The sequence below is a fragment of the Pseudomonas sp. JV245A genome, from assembly GCF_032424515.1.
Lineage (GTDB): Bacteria > Pseudomonadota > Gammaproteobacteria > Pseudomonadales > Pseudomonadaceae > Aquipseudomonas > Aquipseudomonas protegens.
In genome coordinates this window covers 25,977-42,884 of record NZ_VYKE01000030.1, presented here as the reverse complement: position 1 = coordinate 42,884, position 16,908 = coordinate 25,977, and the positions used below count along the sequence as shown (strand labels likewise).

Sequence of the window (16,908 nt, the reverse complement as noted above, 5' to 3'; positions counted from 1 at the left end):
TGGGCATTATTCATGAAGCTCAATGTGCAGCGCCTGGACCTCAACCTGTTGCGGGTGTTCGACGCCTTGATGCAGGAGCAGAACCTGTCCCGGGCCGCGGTACGCCTGAACCTCAGCCAACCGGCGGTGAGCAATGCCCTGGCGCGCCTGCGTCGGCACCTGGACGAGCCGCTGTTCATTCGCACCGCCCGCGGCATGCAACCCACCTCCCGGGCCCTGAGCCTGCATGTGGCCGTGCGCCAGGCCCTGCACCTGTTGCAGCAGGGCCTCGATCCTGCTGCGGCGTTCGAGCCGGCGGCGGCCCAGCAACTGTTCACCTTGTCGATGAACGATTACGCCCAGGCGCGCCTGCTGCCGGCCCTTTCCCGACGCCTGCAGCAGGTAGCGCCCGGGGTCCGGCTGGCGGTGCGCAGCGACAGCGCCGACGCCATCGCCGCCTGGCTCGGTGCCGGGATGCTCGACCTGGCGGTGGACTACCTGTATTTCGACAGCCCGGACCTGTGCTACCAGCCGCTGCTTGAGGAGCAACTGGTGGTGATCGGCCGTCGCGACCATCCGGCCTTTGCCCCGGAACTGAGCCTGGAGGCCTACCAGGTTTGCCTGCACGTGGCGATTCCCGATCGGGGTGGGCGCGGCTCGCCCCTGGAAATCGTTCTCGGCTCGGCCAAGGTCCAGCGCCAGGTGCAGGTGTTCGTGCCCAACTACCTGAGCATTCCGCTGATCGTTGCCCAGTCCGACCTGCTGGGCACCGTGCCACGCTACCTGGCGGAGCATTTCTGCGCCTTGCTGCCGATCCGCATCGCCAGCCTGCCGCTGCTGGCGGCGCCGGTGCAGGTCAGCCTGATCTGGCATCGCCAGCAGCAACAGGCGCCGGGCCTGCAATGGTTGCGCAGGGAGATTGCGGCCATTGCCAGTGCTCCATAGTCGCCATGCACTCCGGGTAAACGGGGCGCTGCCCAGGTGGGGCCGACCTCGGCCGACCAGCTCTGGCTCCGGAATTTCTTGAGAAAGTGCCAAGTCTCAGAAATTTCCTACTTCCATTGGCGAAGTGTCTTGAACTCAGTTGAGTTCAATTTGGCTAGCATGGTTTTTTATCCGGAGCCGCGGTGATGTCGACGCTGAGCGTACTGTTGTTGTGTTCGAACGCTTTTCGGGTTCGACATTTTTCAAGAATTCTCGCGTCTTGCGGTTTTGCTCGGGTACAAGTGATCAGCGATGACTGCGACGGCGCTCAGTTCCCGCCCGCCCTGGATGAACTGGACCTGGTGATCTGCGACTCGCTGCACTCCCTGAACGCCATCCCCTACCTGCGCAGGCTCTGCGAGCACCACGGCTTTTTCTCGATGATGGAATGCGAAGCGCTGCAAGCGCCGATCCGTTGGGGGCTGGCGAACTTTCGCGTGCGTTCCGGCAAGTACTGCGTCGGCAGTTACAGCGAGCTGGACACGCTGCAGATCAGCGCCTTGCTGCTCAAGGCGCTGGCCATCAAGCGTACGGTGAAAGGCCATGCACGTGACGATGCTCCAGGGGCGGCGGGAGCTGGTTGCGCCAACAACGACTGGGTGGCTGAACTGGATGTTTCCCAGGCCCTGGAACAGCGGCAGATCGTGGCTTTTTTCCAGCCCCAGGTCTGCATGAAGACCCGGCGCATCACCGGCGCCGAAGTCCTGGCCCGTTGGCAGCATCCTCACAAGGGGGTGCTGGGGCCGCAGTTCTTTCTCGACCTGTTCGACAGCCCGCAGGGCCATCGCCAATTGTTCGATTGCCTGTTGCAGCAGGGCCTGGCGTTGCAGCGGCAGTTGCAGGGCCACGCCAGCGGCGATGCCCTGATGTTCTCCTACAACATTGAGGCCAGCCAGCTGAGCGATCCGCAATTCGCCTTGCGGGTGTTGCAACAGATCGACGAGGCGCAGGTGCCCACACGCCAGGTGACCCTGGAGATCACCGAGCGCCAGGCTCTGGTCCTGAGCATGCAGTGCATCGAGAACATCAGTGTGCTGGTGCACAGTGGCGTGCGTCTGTCCCTGGATGATTTTGGCACCGGGCATTCCTCGATCATGCGCCTGGCGGACATTCCCTTTGGCCAGCTCAAGCTGGACTCCGGATTTGTCGCCAACGCTACGGGGCCCAAGGAAACCCGGATCATCGAGGCCATCGTGGGGATGGCCGGTGCGCTGAACCTGGAGCTGGTGGCCGAAGGCATCGAGACCGAAAAGCAACGTGCGCACCTGCAGCGCCTGGGTGTCGATGCGGCCCAGGGCTTTCTGTTTCACAAACCGATGAATGCGGCCGCCCTGATCCGGGTCCTGACGTTGAGCCGGCCGCCGCAGCGACAGCTCAGCCAGAGCTAGGACGCAGCGCGGTCACTGCGTCTTGAGCATCACATAGGCTTCACCGCCACGACGGTCGTGCATGAGGATGAAGGTCTGCCCGTTGAGGGTGATCTTGCTCGGTACGCTCTGGGCCACCGGGGTGCTGGAGAACTTGCCGGCCACGCTGAGAAATTGCTGGGTCAGCGAGCTGTCGTTCTGGGTCGGGGTGGTGATCGCGCATTCCTTGTTGGCCTGTATCTGCACGCCCAGGCTTTGGTCCTCGTTCATGCCCATCTTGGCGAAGCCGGCATCGGTCAGGTCACTGATGCCATGGTTGCGCGCGGCGGTCTCGGCGCCGGCGAAGGACGGCGCGGACTTCAGGCAGATATCGCGAAAGGCCAGGATGCCGGCGGAAGTGATGGTGGGCTCCGGGTTGATCTCCCGGGTCACGCTGGAGCAGGCGCCAAGCAGCGCCAGGGCGGTGAGGGTTGCGGCAAGTGGTGCGGTGCGGGGCAGAGTGCTCATGGAAATCCTTGGAAGCAGACGGCAAGGGGGCGGGGAGGGTTCTTGCCGAATGAGGCATCGGCGCCCTGGCAGGGTAGGCAGGGGCATCGTTCAGATCAATCTTTTGTGTGAAAACCGCGTGTTGAACGGTTCCGGGGCGCTGCGGCTGGCGCAGTAATTGCCTGCCTCATGGCTCAGTTCAACGATGGGGCCCGCGGCCATGCAATTACGAGCGTTGCGTTACTTCCACGAGGTGGCCCGGTGCGCCTCCCTGCGTCAGGCGGCGGAGCGCCTGTACGTGACCCCCACCGCAGTCAGCCGGCAGATCGAGCAACTGGAGCACTTCTTCGGCACCGCGCTGATCGAGCGCGGGCCCCGGGGCATTCGCCTGACCGTGGAGGGTGAATGCCTGGCCGAGCAGGTCACCTCCACCTTGCGCGGCTTCGACCAGGTGCGCGATGTGATCGCCAGCCGGCAGAGCCAGGTAGCGGGTAACGTCAGCATCCATGTGTCGGAAAGTATCGTTTCCAGCGTGCTGGCGCCGGTGCTGGCGGCGTTCAACCGGGCCCATCCGAAAGTCACCTTCAACATCGTCATCGCCAGTGCCGGCGCCACTCTGGATGCCCTGTGCAGTGGTGATGCCGACCTGGGCCTGGCGTTCTACCTGCCGGAACGGGCCGAAGTGGAGGTGACCGCCCACTGCCAACTGTGGCACCGGGTGCTGGTCAGCGCCGAGCACCCGTTTGCCCAGTGCCCGAGCATTCGCCTGCAGGATCTGGAGGGCCAGCCCCTGGCGATTCCCGACTCGGCCTACGGTGTGCGCCAGGCGCTGGAGAGCGCGGCGAAAAAGCGCGGAGTGAACATCCTTCCGGTATTCACCACCAGCTCCCTGGAGGTGCAGAAAAGCCTGGCCCGCCAACGTGCGGCAGTGCTGATCCTGCCCCAGGTGGATGCCGAGGCCCGGGACCTGGGGGATGGGCTGGTGGCCGTGCCGATCGACGACCAATACCTGGAGCGGATCCGGGTGGACCTGTGCGTGGTGCGCAACCGGCCCTTGTCGGTGGCGACCCTCAGGTGCCAGGAAATGCTTGTCCGGGCGATGCAACGCCATAGCCTGGCGTAGGAGCGGGCTTGCCCGCGAAAGCGTTTCCAAGAGCGCTGCACGGCTTACGGACCTCTTCGCCGGCAAGCCGGCTCCTACGGAGGAGGGGCGGTGGTCAGAACAGGTTGAAAGGGAAATTCCCCACCAGGCGGAACTCGTCATAGCTGCCGTCGATCTGCCCGCCGCTGGCGCGGTGGTTGTAGACGATGGTGCGCAGCACCGCATCCTTGAGCCGCCCGGATTGCACCACATAGGCCAGCATCAGGCCGTTCTCGTTGTGCTTGGCGCCGTCCAGGCCGCGCACGTTGTAGCCGCGGTTGCGGCCATCGCGGTCACCGTCGTAGTGCGTGCCATCGATGCCCCAGCCCTTGGCGTGCCACAAGCTGGCGCTCAGCCCGGGCACGCCGTAGGCGGCAAGATCCAGGTCGTAGCGCAACTGCCAGGACTTTTCATTGGGGCCGTTGTAGTCCGAGTACAGGGAGTTGGCCATGTAGTTGCCGGTGGACTCCCACACATAGTCGAAGTACTCGTCGCCGAACACCTGCTGCCAGGCCAGGGTCAGGCTGTGGGCCTGATGGCTGCCGGTCAGCGCCAGACTGAAGGCGTCGTTATCGATGTAGCCCAGGCGCTGCTGGCCCTGGTCCCGGGTGTGGTAGTAGTTGAACGCGGTCTTCAGCGCCAGCCGGCTTTTGTCTCCGGCGCGGTGGGTCAGGCCCAGGTAGTACTGGTCCCACATGTTCTCGAAGCGCGAGGCATAAAGGCTGCCTTCCAGGCCCAGGCCGGGCTTTACCGTCGCCCCCAGGTAGCTGATGCGCTCGCCGCTGTAGGCGCGGTTGCCGAAGGTGGTGGTCAGGCGTTCGCTGCCGGTACCGGTGCGCGGGATGGCCCGATCGAAGCTGCCGGCCTGCAGCGACAACCAGTCGGTTTCGTTGCTGTAAACGCCCACGCCCTGGAAGCTGGAGGGCAGGGCGCGGTTGTCCTTGTAGCGCAGCACCGGGTTGTCGGTCATCAGGCGCCCGGCCTTGAGCTCGGTGTTGGACAGGCGCAGGCGGACATCGCCGATGCCTAGGCGGCTCCAGGTGGGCAGGGCGTCGCCGTCGCTGTCCACCAGCACCCGGTCACCGCCATTGGCCACCCGGCCGTGGCCGCGCTCCAGGTTCACTGCGCTGAACAGGCCGGCGTCCACCCCAATGCCGATCAGCCCCTGGGTATAGCCGGAGCTGTACTTGAGCATGCCGGTCTGTACCCAGGTTTCCCGCACCCGGGTGCGCTGGTTGCCATCGGGTTTCTTGATCGTCAGGTAGGTGTCGCGTTGGGTGTGCTGGTTGGAGTAGTAATGGCGCAGGTTGAGGTCCAGGCTGCTGCCTTCGATAAAGCCCGGGGCCTGGGCCTGTTGGCTTGGGCGCGGGTTGTCCTGGGCCAGCAGGGGGCTGCTGGCGCTCATGGCCAGGAGGCAAAGTACGAGCTGTTTCATGTCGCTTCCCCACAAATCAAAGGCGTCGAACCTCCGCCCGACCGCGGTCATGCGCGGCCGGCAGGGTAGAGGAAGACGCGGTGCCGGAAAAGGGTTTTGGGCAGTGCGGCGAATGCTCAGCGGGCGCGGGCTTCTGCGAGCCGTTGGCCGGGGTTGCTGCGCCCGGGTGCTTGCGGGCGGGTTTCCTTGGCGAACCAAGCGGCGGTCAGGCACACCAGGTTGGCCACCAGCAGGTAGCCCACCGGTGACATTGGGTTGCCGGTGGTGCCGATCAGCCAGGTGATGATGATCTGCGCCGTACCGCCGAAAGCCGCCACGCCAAAGGCGTAGACGATGGAGAAACCGGTGGAGCGCACCGCCTTGGGGAAGCTCTCCACCAGCAGCACGATCAGCGCCGCGCCACTCATGCCGTGCAGCCCGGAGAGCACCGCCAGGGTCAGCAGGAAGGTCGTCGGGCTGGGGTGCTCGGTCATCAATTGCAACGCCGGGAACAGCACCAGCAACAGCACCACCCGCGGCGCCATGAGGATGGTGCGGCGGCCGAAACGGTCGCAGAGCATGCCGCCGGCAATCGCGCACACCGCCATGGCCGCGCCGGCCACCAGGGTCGAGAGCATGGAGATGCTGGTGGGCAGTTTCAGTTCGGTGAGGGCGAAGGTGGTCATGTAGTTGATGAAGTACTGGGTGATGGTGCTGCCCGACAGAATCAGCAGCCCCAGCACCAGCGCCCGGCGATGCTCGCCGAACACCTGGCGCACCAGGCTGCCGGTGCTGGCTTCTTCGCCCTGGCCATGGAAGGTTTCCGCCAGGTTGCGGCGGATGTAGATGCCGATTGGCAGTACCAAGAGGCCGAACACGAAGGGCACGCGCCAGCCCCAGCTGTTGAGGTCCTCGGGGGACAGCACCTGGGTCAGGGTGTAGCCCACGGTGCCGGCGGCCATGGCGGCCACGCCCTGGGCCACCACCTGCCAGCAGGCGTAGGTGCCGCGCTTGTGGGCTGGCGCGGCTTCGAGGATGTAGGTGGTGGCGGGGCCGGCCTCGCCACCCCAGGCCAGGCCCTGGATCAGCCGAGTGAGCACCAGCAGGATCGGTGCGGCGATGCCGATGCTTTCATAGCTGGGCAGGATGGCGATGCTGCCGGTGCCCACGGCCATCATCACCAGGGTCAGGAGCATCGCCGGCTTGCGCCCGACGCGGTCGGCGTAGGCGCCGATCAGCACCGCCCCCAGGGGCCGCACGATAAAACCCACTCCGAAGGCGGTGACCGACAACATCAGGCTGACAAAGGCGCTGTCGGAGGGAAAGAAGGTGTGGCCGATCATCACCGCAAAGGTGGCGTAGACCCCGAAATCGAAGAACTCCACGGCATTGCCGAGGATCACCGCGAATACGCTGCGCTTGCCTCCCGCCGCGTTGGGCGTTTCGGGCTCGGGTGTGGCGGATGGATTGGACGCTTGGCTGTGCATACTGGCCCCTCGAATTTTTATTCATAGGTTGCCCAGGCCCCGGGCGGCAAGGCCCGGGGCTGGGGTGAAGGTGGCAGTTTCGGTGTGTCAGTGGGACGGCGGGTTCGGCCAGTTGTGGATCGCTCCACGCCAGCTCTCATAGGTCTTGGCCACTTGCAGCAGCCATTGATCGGCAAAGCGCGGGGCGATCATCTGCAGGCCGATGGGCATGCCATCGGCGGCGAAACCGCAGTTGATCGACAGCGCCGGTTGTTCGCCCATGTTCCAGGGCAGGGTGAAGACGATGTGCTCGAACGGCTGCTGCGGGTCGTTGCTCGGTGACGGCCACTGGGCGGGAAAATGGTTGACCTGGTTGGTGGGCGACAACACCAGGTCGAACTCGCTGAATACCTGGGCGGCACGCCGACGCATCTCGAAGGTCTGGTTGAAGCCCTGCACCGCCTCGACCCCGGACAGGTCGGCCCCCGGCGCCGCCCAGTCGCGAATGTAGGGCAGCACCTTGGCAAACTGCTCGGCGCCCAGGGCCGAGAGTTCCGCCCATTGTCGGGCACGCCAGAAGCGGTCGAGGCCGTCTAGCTGAGCGCGGTCCATGATCGGTGCCAGGGTGCGGACCTGGGCGCCGTGGCTCTCGAACAACCGCGCGGCCTGTTCCACCGCCGCGCAGACAAAACCTTCCGGCTGCAGCCCCGCGCCGGGTTCCAGCATCAGGCCGATTTTCAAACCGTTGACCGACACCGGCGCATCGCTCCAGTCGCCGGTCAAGGGCGGCAGGCTGGTGGCGTCCCGGGCATCGGGTCTGGCCAGGTAGCGCATCATCAGCACCGCGTCATCGACGCTGCGGGTCATGGGCCCGGCGCAGCGTCCGGTGTAGTAGGGGTCGATGGGAATCCGCCCCAGGGTCGGCTTGAACCCCACCAGCCCGCACCAGGCGGCCGGCAGGCGCACCGAGCCGCCGATATCGGTGCCGATGTGCAGCGGCCCGTAACCGGCCGCGGCGGCCGCAGCGGCGCCGGAACTGGAGCCACCGGTATTGCAGGCGGTGTTCCAGGGGTTGCGGGTAATGCCGTGGAAGCTCGACAACCCCGAGGACAACATGCCGAAATCCGGCACCGTGGTCTTGGCCAGGATGATCGCCCCGGCCTCACGCATCCGCGCGGCGGGTGGAGCATCCTGCAACGCCGGCTTCAGCGTGGTGGCCGCGCTGCCCAGGGGAATTGGCGTGCCCTGGGTGGCGATCAGTTCCTTGATCGTCACTGGAATCCCGTCCAGCGGGCCGTTGGGGGCGCCCTTGTTCCAGCGCTCGGTGGCGGCCCGGGCCTGCAGGCGCACCTGCTCCGGATCGAAGGCGTAGAGCGCACGGATATGCGGCTCCCAGCGCCCGATATGGGCCAGCAGATGCTCGTAGTAGTCCAGTGGCGAGAGGGTGCGGCTGGCGAATTGCGCCAGCAGCTGGGTGGTGGAGAGATCGTGCAAATCAGTCATCGAACGCATCCTTGTGTCGGGCGTCAGTCGGGTTGCTGATGGCCCGACTGTATCGCTTCCACCCTAGCCCAACCATCACAAAGGACGCAGCCTGGTGTTGCGTTTTTGTGAGCACTGCAGCGGCGTATCCCTTGGCCCGATTGAATACGGCCCCACCCAATCGCGACGTTCTGTAGGAGCGGGCTTGCCCGCGAAGGCGGCCTCAAGGTTTGCCCAAGGCTCGCGAGCCTCTTCGCCGGCAAGCCGGCTCCTGCGGGATTCTGCACGATGCCGGAACCAGGTGTAGGAGCGAGCTTGCCCGCGAAGGCGGCCTCAGGGTTTGCACAAGGCCCGCGGGCCTCTTCGCCGGCAAGCCGGCTCCTACGGGATTTCGCCCGGGTCAGTGTCGCAGGACGGGGGCTTGGGGGTGGGGGCTGGGGAACGCTTGCTCATAGGCCCGGCACAAGCGCAGCACTTGCTCGTCGGCAAAGCGTGGGCCGACTACGTGCAGGCCCACGGGCAGGCCGTCGTCGGCAAAGCCGCAGGGCAGTGAAGCCGCCGGCTGCTGGGTCAGGTTGAAGGGGTAGCTGAAGGGCGTCCACTCCATCCATTCCCCCAGGCCCGAGCCCGGTGGGACGTTGTGTCCGGCGGCGAACGCAGTCAGGGGCAGCATGGGCGAGAGCAGCAGGTCGTAGCGCTCGTGGAAGGCGGCCATGTGGGCCACCAGGGCGGCGCGCGCCTCCAGGGCGGCGCTGTAGTCGCTGAGGCTGATGCCTTCGCCCTGTTCGGCGATGCGCAGCAGGCCCGGGTCCAGCAAGGCGCGCTGGGCGGGGCTGAGGGCTGCGGTCAGGCGCGCCGCTCCGGAGAACCACAGGGTATTGAACATCTCCAGGGGATCACTGAAACCGGGATCGACCTGCTCGATCTGTGCCCCCAGTTGCGCCAGGCGCTCCACCGCCCGGGCCACCACTCGCGCCACTTGCGGGTCGACCTTGACGTAGCCGAAGTCCGGGCTGTAGGCGATGCGCAGGCCCTTGAGGCTGGCATTTTCCGGTAACCAGGGCGTGCTGCGCGGTGCGCCGAGCAGGCCGTCACGGGCATCCGGACGGGCCACGGTCTGCAGCATCAGCACGGCGTCATCGACGCTGCGGGTCATCGGCCCCAGGTGCGAGAGGATGTTCATCGCGCTGGCCGGCCACTGCGGCACGTAGCCGAAGGTCGGCTTGATGCCGAAGGTGCCGGTGAAGGCGCAGGGAATGCGGATCGATCCGCCGGCATCGCTGCCCTGGTGCAACACGCCGAGGTTCAGCGAGGCCGCCGCCGCTGCGCCGCCGGAGGAACCGCCGGCCGTCAGGCGAGTGTCCCAGGGGTTGCGGGTGATGCCGTACAACGGGTTGTCGGTCACGCCTTTCCAGCCGAATTCCGGGGTGGTGGTCTTGCCCAGCAGCACCGCGCCGGCCGCGCGCATGAAGCCGGAGAAGGGCGCGTCGACTTCCCAGGGGCCGGCGGCCAAGGTAGTTTTCGAGCCCTTGCGGGTGGGCATGCCACGGGTCAGGGTCAGGTCCTTGATCGACGCCGGCAAGCCGTCCAGGGCGCCGCAGGGCTGGCCCTTGAGCCAGCGCTGTTCGGAGGCCCGTGCCGCGTCCAGGGCCCCTTGGTGGTCGATATGGCAATAGGCGTTGACCAGCGGATTGAAGCGCTCGATACGCGCCAGGGCGTCCTCGGTGACCTCCACCGGTGACAGGCGCTTGTCACGGTAATGGCGCAGCAGTTCGACGCCGCTCAAGGCGGCGATGTCAGTGGCTTGCTTCATAGCGATTGAGCTCCTTGAGCGGCATTGACCATGGCCCGCAGCAGGACCGCGCAGCCGTCGGCCAGGTCCTGGGGCGCGGCGTTTTCAATTTCGTTGTGGCTGATGCCGCCCTCGCAGGGCACGAAGATCATCCCTGCCGGGCCCAGCTCGGCGATGAAGATCGCGTCATGCCCGGCGCCGCTGACGATGTCCATGTGGCTCAGCCCCAGGTGCTCGGCGCCCTGGCGCACGGCGGCCACGCAGGCGGGGTCGAAGTCCAGCGGCGGGAAATCGGCGGTGGCGGTCAGCTCGAAGCTCAGGCCGTGCTGGCGGCAGCTGTCTTCGATCACCTGGCGCACTTCATCGACCATGGCTTGCAACCGATCGGCGTGCAGGTGGCGCAGGTCGAGGGTCATCTGCACCTGCCCGGGGATCACGTTGCGCGAGCCCGGGTGCAGACTCAGGCAGCCCACGGTGCCGCAGGCATGGGGCTGATGGGCATGGGCGATGCGATTGACCGCGCTGACCACTTGCGCCGCGCCCACCAGGGCGTCCTTGCGCAGGTGCATCGGCGTCGGCCCGGCGTGGGCCTCGACCCCGCTCAGGGTCAGGTCGAACCACTTCTGGCCCAGGCAGCCCATGACCACGCCAATGGTGGTCTGGCGGTCTTCCAGCACCGGCCCTTGCTCGATATGCGCTTCGAAATAGGCGCCCACCGGGTGGCCGAGTACCGCACGCGGACCGGCATAGCCGATGCGCCGCAGCTCGGCGCCCACCGACAGGCCCTGTTCGTCCTGCTTGGCCAGGGTCTCGGCGAGGTCGAACTTGCCGGCGAACACCCCCGAACCCATCATGCACGGCGGGAAGCGCGAGCCTTCCTCGTTGGTCCAGACCACCACTTCGATCGGCGCCTGGGTTTCCAGGCCCAGGTCGTTCAGGGTGCGGATCACCTCCAGCCCGGCCATCACCCCGTAGCAACCGTCGAACTTGCCGCCGGTGGGCTGGGTGTCGATATGGCTGCCGGTCATCACCGGGGCGCGGTTCGGGTCACGCCCGGCGCGGCGGGCGAAGATATTGCCGATGCCGTCCACGCTGACGCTGCAGCCGGCCTCTTCGCACCAGCGCACGAACAGGTCCCGGGCCTGCCGGTCGAGGTCGGTGAGGGCCAGGCGGCATACGCCGCCCTTGGCGGTGGCGCCCAGTCGGGCCAGGTCCATCAAGGACTGCCAGAGGCGCTCGCGGTTGATCAGCGGGGCATTGCTTTGCAAGGACTGCAGTGGGTCCAGTCGACTGTTCATGGCATTTCTCCCGTCAGGCGCTCAGGGCCAGGTAGCGGTTCTTGATGGTCGGGTCGGCGCGAAACTCGGCGGCGCTGCCCTGGTAGACCACGCGGCCCTGTTCGAGCACGTAGTGACGGTCGGCGAGCTTGTCGCAGACCATCAGGTTCTGTTCCACCAGCAGCACCGGCAGGCCGTCTTCCTTGAGGGTGCGCAGGATTTTCACCAGCTCGTCGACGATCACCGGCGCCAGGCCCTCGGTGGGTTCGTCGAGGATCAGCAGCTTGGGGTCATTGAGCAGGGCGCGGGCGATGGCCAGCATCTGCTGTTCGCCGCCGGACAGGGCGTGGCCGGCGTTCTTGCGGCGTTCCTTGAGCCGAGGAAACATTCGGTAGATGTCGTCCAGCTGCCAGCGGCTGGCCTTGCGCTGGGCGATGCGCAGGTTTTCCTCGACGCTGAGCAGGCGAAAGATGCCCCGGTGTTCCGGCACCAGGGCCAAGCCCTGGCGGGCGATCTCGAAGATCTTCTGGCCCACCAGTTGCTGGCCGTTGAAGTGGATCTGGCCCTGGCGCGGGCAGATGATCCCCAGGATGCTGCGCAAGGTGGTGGTCTTGCCCGCGCCGTTGCGCCCCAGCAGGGTCACCAGTTCACCGGCCTCCACCTTGAGCGAGACGCCTTCGAGCACGTGGCTCTTGTCGTAGTAGGAATGGATGTTCTCGACGGTCAGCATCAGGCGGCTTCTCCCAGGTAGGCGACACGCACACGCTCATCGGCGCGCACCACATCCGGCGTGCCCTCGACCAGGATCTGGCCGTGGCTCATCACGGTGATGCGCTGGCTGATGGACATGACGATGCTCATGTTGTGTTCGATCAGCAGCACCGTGTGGTCGCGGCCCAGGTCGCTGATCAGTTGGGTCATGATCGGAATGTCATCGATACCCATGCCCGAGGTGGGCTCGTCGAGCATCAGCAATTGCGGCTTCGAACAGATCGACATGCCCACTTCCAGCACCCGTTGCTGGCCGTGGGACAGCTCGCCGGCCAGGGTCTGGGCCCGGGCCGTGAGTTGCAGGCGCTCCAGCACCTGGTCGGCCACCTCCAGGTGCTCGCGGCGGCTGTCCACGTGGCGCCAGAAGTTCAGCGCTCCCAGGCCGTCTCGGCCCTGGGCGGCCAGGCGCAGGTTCTCCCGCACGCTGAGGTTCTGGAACAGGCTGGTGAGCTGGAAGGAACGCGCCATGCCCAGGCCGACCCGGCCGTGGGCGGGTTTCTTGATGATGTTCTTGCCGTTGAAACGGATGGCTCCAGCGGTGGCCTGGCGTTCGCCGGTCAGGCAGTGGAACAGGCTGGTCTTGCCGGCGCCGTTGGGGCCGATGATGGTGTGGATGGTGCCGGCCTCGACCTTGAGGTTGACCCCGTTGACCGCGTGGAAGGCACCGTAGGCCAGCTCCAGGTTCTGGGTTTCCAGCAGGTACTGCGCAGGCTTGCTCATGAGCGTTTCTCCTCGGCCAGCAAGGCCGTCTTGCGTGAGCCTTTGAGGCGTTCCACCAGGCTCGACAAACCGCCCCACAAACCGCCGCGCATGAACACCACCACCAGGATCAGGATCACCCCCAGCAGAATCAGCCAGCGTGGCCACAGCTCGGAGAGGAACTCGCCCAGCAGTACGATGGCGCCGGCGCCGAGCAGGGAGCCGAACAGCGAGCCGGTGCCGCCGACGATGGTCATGATCAGGATGTTTTCCGACATCGCCAGGTCGATGTTCGACAGCGGCACGAAGTGCAGGAGCATGGCGTACAGCGCCCCGGCAATCCCGGTGACCGCGCCGGAGAGCATGAACACCAGGATCTTGAAATGCCGGGTGTCGTAGCCGATGGCGGCGGCGCGGGTTTCGTTCTCGCGGATGGCCATCAGGGTGCTGCCGAACGGCGAGGCGATCACCCGCCGGGCACCGATGAAGATCAGCAGGAACAGCACCGCGACAAAGCCGTAGAAATAGCGGGCGTCGGCCAGGGACAGCAGCACTGTGTCACCGATGCGGATCTCCGGGCGCGGCACGCTGAGCAGGCCGTTGTCGCCGCCGGTCCAGTCGCTGAGGGTGTAGGCGATGAAGTAGGCCATCTGGCTGAAGGCCAGGGTCAGCATGACGAAGTAGATGCCGGTACGGCGGATCGCCAGGGCGCCCACCAGCAGTGCCAGCAAGGCTCCCACCAGCGCCGCGCCGAGCAGGGCACTGAACAGCCCCAGCTGCAGATGGATCATCAACAGGGCGGCGCAGTAGGCACCGGCGCCGAAGAAGATGCCCTGGCCGAACGACAGCAGCCCGGTGTAGCCCAGCAGCAGGTTACAGGCCAGTGCGGCGAGGGCGAAGATCAGGATCTCGCTGGCCAGGGTCGCCGACGGCAGCACCAGAGGCAGGCCGATCAGCACCGCGATCACCAGCCACAGCAGGCCGCGCGATTGAGTCTTGGCAAAGGGCAGGGGATTTTTCTCGCTCATGATCATGCTCTCCCGAACAGGCCGTAAGGACGCACCAGAATGACTGCCGCCATGGCGCCGTAGATCATCAGGCTGGCGCCCTGGGGCCAGAGGCTGGTCATTAGGCTTTGCACCACCCCCACCAGCAGGCCGCCCACCAGGGCGCCGCCGAACGAGCCCATGCCGCCGATCACCACCACCACGAAGGCCACCCCGAGAATCTCCGGGCCGACAAAGGGCTGGGCGCCGCGCAAGGGCGCGAACAGCACCCCGGCGATCCCGGCCAGGGCCACGCCGAGGGCGAAGGTCATGGAAAACAGGCGAAAGATATTGGTGCCCAGCAGCGACACGGTCTCGGTGCTTTCACTGCCGGCCCGCACCAGGGCACCGAAGCGCGTGCGCTCCAGCAGCAGCCACAGGCCCAGCCCCACCAGGGCCGAGAACAGGATCAGGAACAGGCGGTAGTAGGGGTAGACGAAGTCGCCGATCACCAGCACCCCGCGCAGCAGTTCCGGCACCGCCACGGCCTTGCCCACCGGGCCCCAGATCATCACGCTGGCTTCCTGGATGATCAGCGCGATGCCCAGGGTCACCAGGATCTGGAACATGTGCGGCAAGTGGTAGATGCGCTGGATCAACAGGCGCTCGATGATCCAGGCCAGGGCCGCCACCACCAGGGGCGCGAGCACCAGGGCCAGCCAGAAGTTGCCGGTCAGGCTGACGGCGGTGTAGCAGATGTAGGCGCCGAGCACGAAGAACGCGCCATGGGCGAAGTTGACGAAGTTCAGCAGGCCGAAAATGATCGTCAGGCCCACCGCGATCAGGAAGTAGATCATCCCCAGCCCGAGGCCGTTGAGGATCTGGAACAGGTACAAATTAAGCATGCAGGAACCCTCGGCAGGGAGCCCTTGGACGGAGCCCGCTGCCTGTAGCCAGCGATAGAAGTGTCGAGCGTCAGGCCAGGGCGCAGCCGGTGGCGCTGACATCCGGGAACGAGCGACCGGCGCTGAGCACCTCGGCCAGGTCGTCCTTGTCGCGCATCGTGGCGGCGGCCTTGCCCACCAGCAGGTAGTAATCCTTGATCACCTGATGGTCGCCGGCGCGGATGCTCTCCTCGCCGGTGGGGCCCTGGTAGGTCAGGCCCTGCATGGCCTTGGCCACGGTAGCGCCGTCAAAGCTGCCGGTGGCGGCAATGGTGTCGAGGATGATCTTGCTGCCGATGTAGTCGGCGGCCAGCGGGTAGGTGGGGTTGATGCCGTATTTGGCCTGGGTCAGCTTCACCAGTTCGCGATTGAGCGGGGTGTCCACCTGATGCCAGTACTGCGCGCCGAGGTAGACGCCTTCCAAGACGTCGCTGCCCAGCTCCTGGAACTGGTCGAGCCCGGCGGACCACACCAGCAGCACCTTCATGCGTTCCTTGATGCCGAAGTTCACCGCCTGGCGCAGGGCGTTGGATGACTGGCTGCCGAAGTTCAACAGCACCAGCACATCAGGGCGGGCGGCGATGGCGTTGGTCAGGTAGCCGGAGAATTCCTGCTCCTGCAAGGAGTGGTAGCTGTTGCCGATGTGCTCGATGCCATGTTCGGCACACACCTGCTTCGCCCCTTCCAGCAAGGCTTCGCCGAACACGTATTGCGGGGTGATGGTGTACCAGCGCTTGGCCTCGGGCAGCAACTTGATCAGCGGCACCATGGTTTCGCGGATGGCGCCGTAGGTTGGCACCGACCAGCGAAAGGTCGAGGCATTGCAGTCCTTGCCAGTGACCTCATCGGCGCCCACCGGGGTCATGAACACCCCGCCGACCTTGCCCACCTCCTTGGCCACCGCCAGCGCCGAAGACGACAGGGTGCAGCCCTGGAAGAACCGCGCGCCGTCCTGGGCAATCGCCTCCTGCACCCGGCGCACCGCCTTGCCGGCGTTGCCCTCGGTGTCGATCACCTTGTAGTGCAGCGGTCGCCCCAGCAGGGTCGGGTACTGCTCCACCGCCAGGCGCGAGCCCATGTCGGCGAACTTGCCATAGCTGGCAAAGGCGCCGGACATCGACTTCAAACCGTAGAAGGTAAAGGGTTCGGCGGCAAAGGCGTTGCGCACCCCCAGCCCGAGGCTGAGGGCACCGCTAACGGCCAGACCGGCTTTCAACAACGTACGACGCTGCATGGGGTAACTCCCTGGTTTAGTTATTGGCAGGAGTGGCAATGGCGAATCGACGTAGCAGCCTGTGTTCAGGCTTGTTATTGGCAAAGCGGTGGACGGCGGGCGCTATCGGTGGTGGTCGAACTCCAGCAGGAAGTGCTGGGTGACTTCGCCTTCCAGGGCGGTCATGTGGTGCTCGGCGTCGCACATGTGTTCGTGCATCAACTGGCGCACTGCGCTTTCATCTTCGGCGCGCAAGGCCAGCAGCAAGCGTTTGTGGTAATCCAGGTTGGCGGCGTCGAACTGCTTGCGCTTGGGCTTGTAGGCCTTCTTCAGCACCACCAGGTCGCGCAGCAAATCGTTGAGAAACTGCGCCATGAAACTCAGCAGCGGGTTGGGGCAGGCCCGCCCCAGCAGGTTGTGGAACTCCAGCTCGGCGATGCGCTGTTCGCGCTGGCCGGCCTCGCTGTCCTCGGGTTGGCTGCAGAAGTCGATGTTGTCCTGCAGGGCCTTGAAATCTGCCTCGCTCAAGCGCCCGATCACCGACACCGCCAGCTCCACCTCGATCACCTTGCGCAGCTGATAGACCTGCTCGCCGTCCATGTGCTGAAAGTGCAGGTAGTTGCGCAGCGCGCGGCTGGCCGGCTCGGTGCCGGCCTGGTTCAGGTAGGCGCCGCCGTTTGGCCCGGTGCGAGTGTTGACCAGCCCCTCCACCTCCAGCGCCTTGAGCGCCTCCCGGGCCGAGCCCTTGGAGCATTGGAAGCTTTCCATCAACTCCTTCTCGGTGGGCAAGCGATCCCCGGGGCGCAGGGCATCGGTGACGATGGAACGCTTCACCGACTCGACAATCACGTCGGAAAGCTTCTGGCGTTTGCGGCGAACGGGGCGTTTCAGCATGGGCGGCTATTTA

General features: G+C 65.9%; 15 protein-coding genes. 3 read left to right on the top strand and 12 right to left on the bottom strand.

Translation table 11 applies throughout. From position 1 onward, the window contains the following. Positions 1 to 12: 12 nt before the first annotated feature. Together F6S12_RS11745 and F6S12_RS11740 are read left to right on the top strand one after the other, a co-directional pair. Positions 13 to 924: a LysR family transcriptional regulator gene (locus F6S12_RS11745; protein ID WP_315868919.1), complete on the top strand. Its 912-nt coding sequence runs from the start codon at positions 13 to 15 to the stop codon at positions 922 to 924. 281 nt (positions 925 to 1,205) lie between these two features. Next, positions 1,206 to 2,351, top strand: a complete 1,146-nt coding sequence (locus F6S12_RS11740; protein ID WP_161467464.1) for an EAL domain-containing protein — start codon at positions 1,206 to 1,208, stop codon at positions 2,349 to 2,351. A 12-nt stretch (positions 2,352 to 2,363) separates the two neighbouring features. Here F6S12_RS11740 and F6S12_RS11735 read toward each other — a convergent pair whose 3' ends face one another. Next, positions 2,364 to 2,837 carry a hypothetical protein gene (locus tag F6S12_RS11735; protein WP_015636104.1) on the bottom strand — a complete coding sequence of 158 codons (474 nt, stop codon included), beginning with the start codon at positions 2,835 to 2,837 and terminating at the stop codon, positions 2,364 to 2,366. A gap of 199 nt (positions 2,838 to 3,036) precedes the next feature. Here F6S12_RS11735 and F6S12_RS11730 point away from each other — a divergent pair, with 199 nt between their 5' ends. After that, positions 3,037 to 3,939 (top strand): LysR family transcriptional regulator, encoded by a 903-nt coding sequence (locus F6S12_RS11730; RefSeq protein ID WP_169893472.1) that lies wholly within the window; start codon positions 3,037 to 3,039, stop codon positions 3,937 to 3,939. 94 nt (positions 3,940 to 4,033) lie between these two features. On the opposite strand, the gene F6S12_RS11725 is transcribed toward F6S12_RS11730, so the two are convergent. The 11 genes from F6S12_RS11725 to F6S12_RS11675 all read right to left on the bottom strand — a co-directional run bounded on the left by F6S12_RS11725 (position 4,034) and on the right by F6S12_RS11675 (position 16,895). Beyond that, positions 4,034 to 5,392, bottom strand: coding sequence for an OprD family outer membrane porin (locus F6S12_RS11725; RefSeq protein WP_194237988.1), 1,359 nt, complete (start codon positions 5,390 to 5,392; stop codon positions 4,034 to 4,036). Positions 5,393 to 5,508: 116 nt separating this feature from the next. Beyond that, positions 5,509 to 6,858 (bottom strand): citrate-proton symporter, encoded by a 1,350-nt coding sequence (locus F6S12_RS11720; RefSeq protein ID WP_015636101.1) that lies wholly within the window; start codon positions 6,856 to 6,858, stop codon positions 5,509 to 5,511. Between the two features lie 87 nt (positions 6,859 to 6,945). Beyond that, positions 6,946 to 8,340 (bottom strand): amidase, encoded by a 1,395-nt coding sequence (locus tag F6S12_RS11715; protein WP_315868918.1) that lies wholly within the window; start codon positions 8,338 to 8,340, stop codon positions 6,946 to 6,948. A 379-nt stretch (positions 8,341 to 8,719) separates the two neighbouring features. Beyond that, a complete protein-coding gene (locus F6S12_RS11710; RefSeq protein ID WP_194237990.1) occupies positions 8,720 to 10,132 on the bottom strand; it encodes an amidase in 1,413 nt (470 codons plus the stop codon). Then, positions 10,129 to 11,409: a Zn-dependent hydrolase gene (locus F6S12_RS11705; protein WP_315868917.1), complete on the bottom strand. Its 1,281-nt coding sequence runs from the start codon at positions 11,407 to 11,409 to the stop codon at positions 10,129 to 10,131. Before F6S12_RS11705 ends, F6S12_RS11710 begins: the two co-directional genes overlap by 4 nt. Before the next feature lie 13 nt (positions 11,410 to 11,422). After that, positions 11,423 to 12,118 carry an ABC transporter ATP-binding protein gene (locus F6S12_RS11700; RefSeq protein WP_053152508.1) on the bottom strand — a complete coding sequence of 232 codons (696 nt, stop codon included), beginning with the start codon at positions 12,116 to 12,118 and terminating at the stop codon, positions 11,423 to 11,425. Then, a complete protein-coding gene (locus F6S12_RS11695; RefSeq protein WP_011061953.1) occupies positions 12,118 to 12,879 on the bottom strand; it encodes an ABC transporter ATP-binding protein in 762 nt (253 codons plus the stop codon). Before F6S12_RS11695 ends, F6S12_RS11700 begins: the two co-directional genes overlap by 1 nt. After that, entirely contained in the window at positions 12,876 to 13,886 is a 1,011-nt protein-coding gene (locus F6S12_RS11690) for a branched-chain amino acid ABC transporter permease (protein ID WP_041118906.1), read from the bottom strand. The genes F6S12_RS11695 and F6S12_RS11690 overlap by 4 nt, the downstream gene beginning before the upstream one ends. Positions 13,887 to 13,888: 2 nt before the next feature. Continuing rightward, entirely contained in the window at positions 13,889 to 14,749 is an 861-nt protein-coding gene (locus tag F6S12_RS11685) for a branched-chain amino acid ABC transporter permease (RefSeq protein ID WP_011061951.1), read from the bottom strand. 70 nt (positions 14,750 to 14,819) lie between these two features. Beyond that, complete coding sequence (locus tag F6S12_RS11680; protein WP_015636094.1) at positions 14,820 to 16,022, bottom strand: ABC transporter substrate-binding protein; 1,203 nt, start codon at positions 16,020 to 16,022, stop codon at positions 14,820 to 14,822. Between the two features lie 102 nt (positions 16,023 to 16,124). Next, positions 16,125 to 16,895, bottom strand: a complete 771-nt coding sequence (locus tag F6S12_RS11675; RefSeq protein WP_072449937.1) for a FadR/GntR family transcriptional regulator — start codon at positions 16,893 to 16,895, stop codon at positions 16,125 to 16,127. Positions 16,896 to 16,908: the final 13 nt, after the last annotated feature.

What these genes read in the sequence shown, in the direction of transcription:
- F6S12_RS11735 (WP_015636104.1), bottom strand. Translation starts at nt 2,837, where the DNA reads ATGAGCACTCTGCCCCGCACCGCACCACTTGCCGCAACCCTCACCGCC.
- F6S12_RS11690 (WP_041118906.1), bottom strand. Translation starts at nt 13,886, where the DNA reads ATGAGCGAGAAAAATCCCCTGCCCTTTGCCAAGACTCAATCGCGCGGC.
- F6S12_RS11705 (WP_315868917.1), bottom strand. Translation starts at nt 11,409, where the DNA reads ATGAACAGTCGACTGGACCCACTGCAGTCCTTGCAAAGCAATGCCCCG.
- F6S12_RS11730 (WP_169893472.1), top strand. Translation starts at nt 3,037, where the DNA reads ATGCAATTACGAGCGTTGCGTTACTTCCACGAGGTGGCCCGGTGCGCC.
- F6S12_RS11745 (WP_315868919.1), top strand. Translation starts at nt 13, where the DNA reads ATGAAGCTCAATGTGCAGCGCCTGGACCTCAACCTGTTGCGGGTGTTC.
- F6S12_RS11695 (WP_011061953.1), bottom strand. Translation starts at nt 12,879, where the DNA reads ATGAGCAAGCCTGCGCAGTACCTGCTGGAAACCCAGAACCTGGAGCTG.
- F6S12_RS11720 (WP_015636101.1), bottom strand. Translation starts at nt 6,858, where the DNA reads ATGCACAGCCAAGCGTCCAATCCATCCGCCACACCCGAGCCCGAAACG.
- F6S12_RS11685 (WP_011061951.1), bottom strand. Translation starts at nt 14,749, where the DNA reads ATGCTTAATTTGTACCTGTTCCAGATCCTCAACGGCCTCGGGCTGGGG.
- F6S12_RS11725 (WP_194237988.1), bottom strand. Translation starts at nt 5,392, where the DNA reads ATGAAACAGCTCGTACTTTGCCTCCTGGCCATGAGCGCCAGCAGCCCC.
- F6S12_RS11710 (WP_194237990.1), bottom strand. Translation starts at nt 10,132, where the DNA reads ATGAAGCAAGCCACTGACATCGCCGCCTTGAGCGGCGTCGAACTGCTG.
- F6S12_RS11700 (WP_053152508.1), bottom strand. Translation starts at nt 12,118, where the DNA reads ATGCTGACCGTCGAGAACATCCATTCCTACTACGACAAGAGCCACGTG.
- F6S12_RS11680 (WP_015636094.1), bottom strand. Translation starts at nt 16,022, where the DNA reads ATGCAGCGTCGTACGTTGTTGAAAGCCGGTCTGGCCGTTAGCGGTGCC.
- F6S12_RS11715 (WP_315868918.1), bottom strand. Translation starts at nt 8,340, where the DNA reads ATGACTGATTTGCACGATCTCTCCACCACCCAGCTGCTGGCGCAATTC.
- F6S12_RS11675 (WP_072449937.1), bottom strand. Translation starts at nt 16,895, where the DNA reads ATGCTGAAACGCCCCGTTCGCCGCAAACGCCAGAAGCTTTCCGACGTG.